The 2,225-nt window shown below is 64.7% G+C and carries 2 protein-coding genes; both read left to right on the plus strand.

The window, feature by feature from the left end:
• The first annotated feature begins 275 nt into the window (after window positions 1-275).
• The gene (locus tag VFA16_RS03530; protein WP_324966486.1) at window positions 276-1,886 is read left to right on the plus strand and encodes an SMP-30/gluconolactonase/LRE family protein; all 1,611 of its coding nucleotides are present in this window, start codon (window positions 276-278) and stop codon (window positions 1,884-1,886) included.
• A partial coding sequence (locus tag VFA16_RS03535; protein WP_324966487.1) for a winged helix-turn-helix domain-containing protein occupies window positions 1,879-2,225 on the plus strand: 347 nt, incomplete at its 3' end. The genes VFA16_RS03530 and VFA16_RS03535, both read left to right, overlap by 8 nt.

A 2,225-nucleotide genomic window follows, 5' to 3' on the forward strand; every position in this document is an offset into this window, starting at 1 on the left:
CCTCGTCACGGTGGTGCCGATACCGCCGCCGGCTGCGCCGGACACCACGACGATGCGGCCCTCGAGACTCAGGAGGTCATCTGCCGCCACCGATACCCGCTCCATCCACACCAAAAGGTCCGGCAGCTAATTGTCCGGACAAGATAGTCTTATGTACGCAATTGAGAACATGATTCTCCGCATGCGGCCCTGCGTCAAGGACTAGTGGCAGAAGCTGACGCGGGTATTGTCTGGACGAATATGCTTAGCGGGAGTACCGCGGAGGATCGCCGAGAATGTCGCTGCAGAAAAGCCGCTACCCGGTGCAGGGTTCGCCCATCGTGGCAGAAGGCTGGAGCCTGACTCGGCTCACTGCGCCGAGCCGGCTGTTCGGCGCCAACGGCCTGCGCACCGGTCCGGATGGGCGGGTTTACATCGCTCAGGTGACCGGCAGCCAGATCAGCGCGCTCGACGTCCAGACCGGCGACCTGGACACCATCAGCGCCAAAGGCGGCGACATCATTGCGCCCGATGACGTGGCCTTCGACCCCCGCGGCAATCTCTATGCCACCGAGGTGATGGACGGCCGGGTCAGCGTGCGCGGCACCGATGGCCGTACCCGGGTGCTGCGCAACGACGTCCCCTGCGCCAACGGCATCACCGTCCACCAAGGCCGATTGTTCATCGGTGAATGTCGCGAGGGTGGGCGTCTTCTCGAGCTGGATCTGAACGGCGGTGCGCCGCGGGTGCTGCTGGAGAATGTGCCGTCGCCCAATGCCATGGAGGTCGGCCCGGACGGCTTGTTGTACTTCCCGGTGATGGGCGCCAACGAGATCTGGCGCATCGATCCCGATGGCGGGCAGCCTGAACGCGTGGCCGCCGAGCTTGGCGTCCCGGATGCGGTCAAGTTCGATTCCGCAGGCCGAATCGTCTCGACCCAGGTGCACAGCGGACAGGTGCTGCGCATCGACCCCCGCACCGGCGAGCGCACCGTGCTGGCTCAACTCAATCCCGGCCTGGACAACTTGACGTTCGCGGGCGACCGGTTATTCGTCTCCAATTTCACCGGGGAGATCACTGAAATCCTCGAGGGCGGAACGACTCACAGGGTGTTGCCGGGCGGGTTGAACTGGCCGCTGGATCTGGCGGTCGGCGATGACGGCAATCTCTACATCGCGGACGGCACCTTCTTCTATGTTTTGGCTTCCGACGGGATATTGCAGACGCTCGGGATGCTGTTCACACCCGGCTATCCGGGCTTTTTGCGCGGGGTTACCCCTCTGGGTACGGGCGAGTTCGTCGTTACCACGTCCGGCGGCCAAGTGTCGCGCTATCGGCCCGCTGCAGGCGAAAGTGACGTCCTGGCAGATGGATTCGATCAGCTCTATGGCGTGGCGATCGCCCCCGATGGCGCTGCCGTGGTCGCGGAACTGGGAACTGGACGGGTGCAGTCCGTTCGCGCCGGCCAAGTCGAGGTGCTCGCCAGCGGTTTGCACGAGCCGGTCGGGGTGGCGATCGCTCCCGGCGGCGGTTGCCTGGTCTCCGAATCAGGTGCCGGACGGGTAGTCAACGTCAGCGGCACCGGCACCGAGACTGTGCTGGACGGATTGCGCGGTCCGCAGGGCATCCTGATGCGCGATGGGAAGCTGTACGTCGTCGATGCCGACGCGAAGGAGCTGATCGCCTTCGATCTGGACACCGGCGTCCGGCGCACCATCGCGTCCGAACTACCGGTCGGCGCCCCACCTGGGGTCGTTCCTAAGCCCCTGCGGGGCATGCCGCCGTTCTCCGGACCGCAAGGCCCGTTCGCGGGTATCGCGGCCGGGCCGGACGGCACCTTGTATGTGTCCGCCGACGGCGAGGGCAGCGTGCTTGCGTTTTGTCAACAAGGCGATCGTCATGCCTGATACTCGACCGGCCGACCATCGCTATCTGCAGGTGGCGCGAACCCTGCGGAAAGAGATCGTGGACGGGGTATATCCGGTCGGATCGCAGCTTCCCACCGAACATGAGCTGTCTCAGCGGTTTTCGGTTAGCCGCTACACGGTGCGGGAGGCGCTGCGGCGGCTGCGTGACGACAACCTCGTGTCGTCTCGACCGCGAACCGGCACTCTCGTGGTGCCTCGCGCATCTGCAGACTCCTATGTGCAAGACGTGGTGTCGATCAACGACCTGTTGGCCTTCGCTACCGGTGCGCGTTTTGCGATCGAATCGGTGAAAATGGTGACGATCGGCGATGAACTGGC

It is taken from the genome of Mycobacterium sp., assembly GCF_035653355.1.
In the GTDB taxonomy this organism is placed as follows: domain Bacteria; phylum Actinomycetota; class Actinomycetes; order Mycobacteriales; family Mycobacteriaceae; genus Mycobacterium.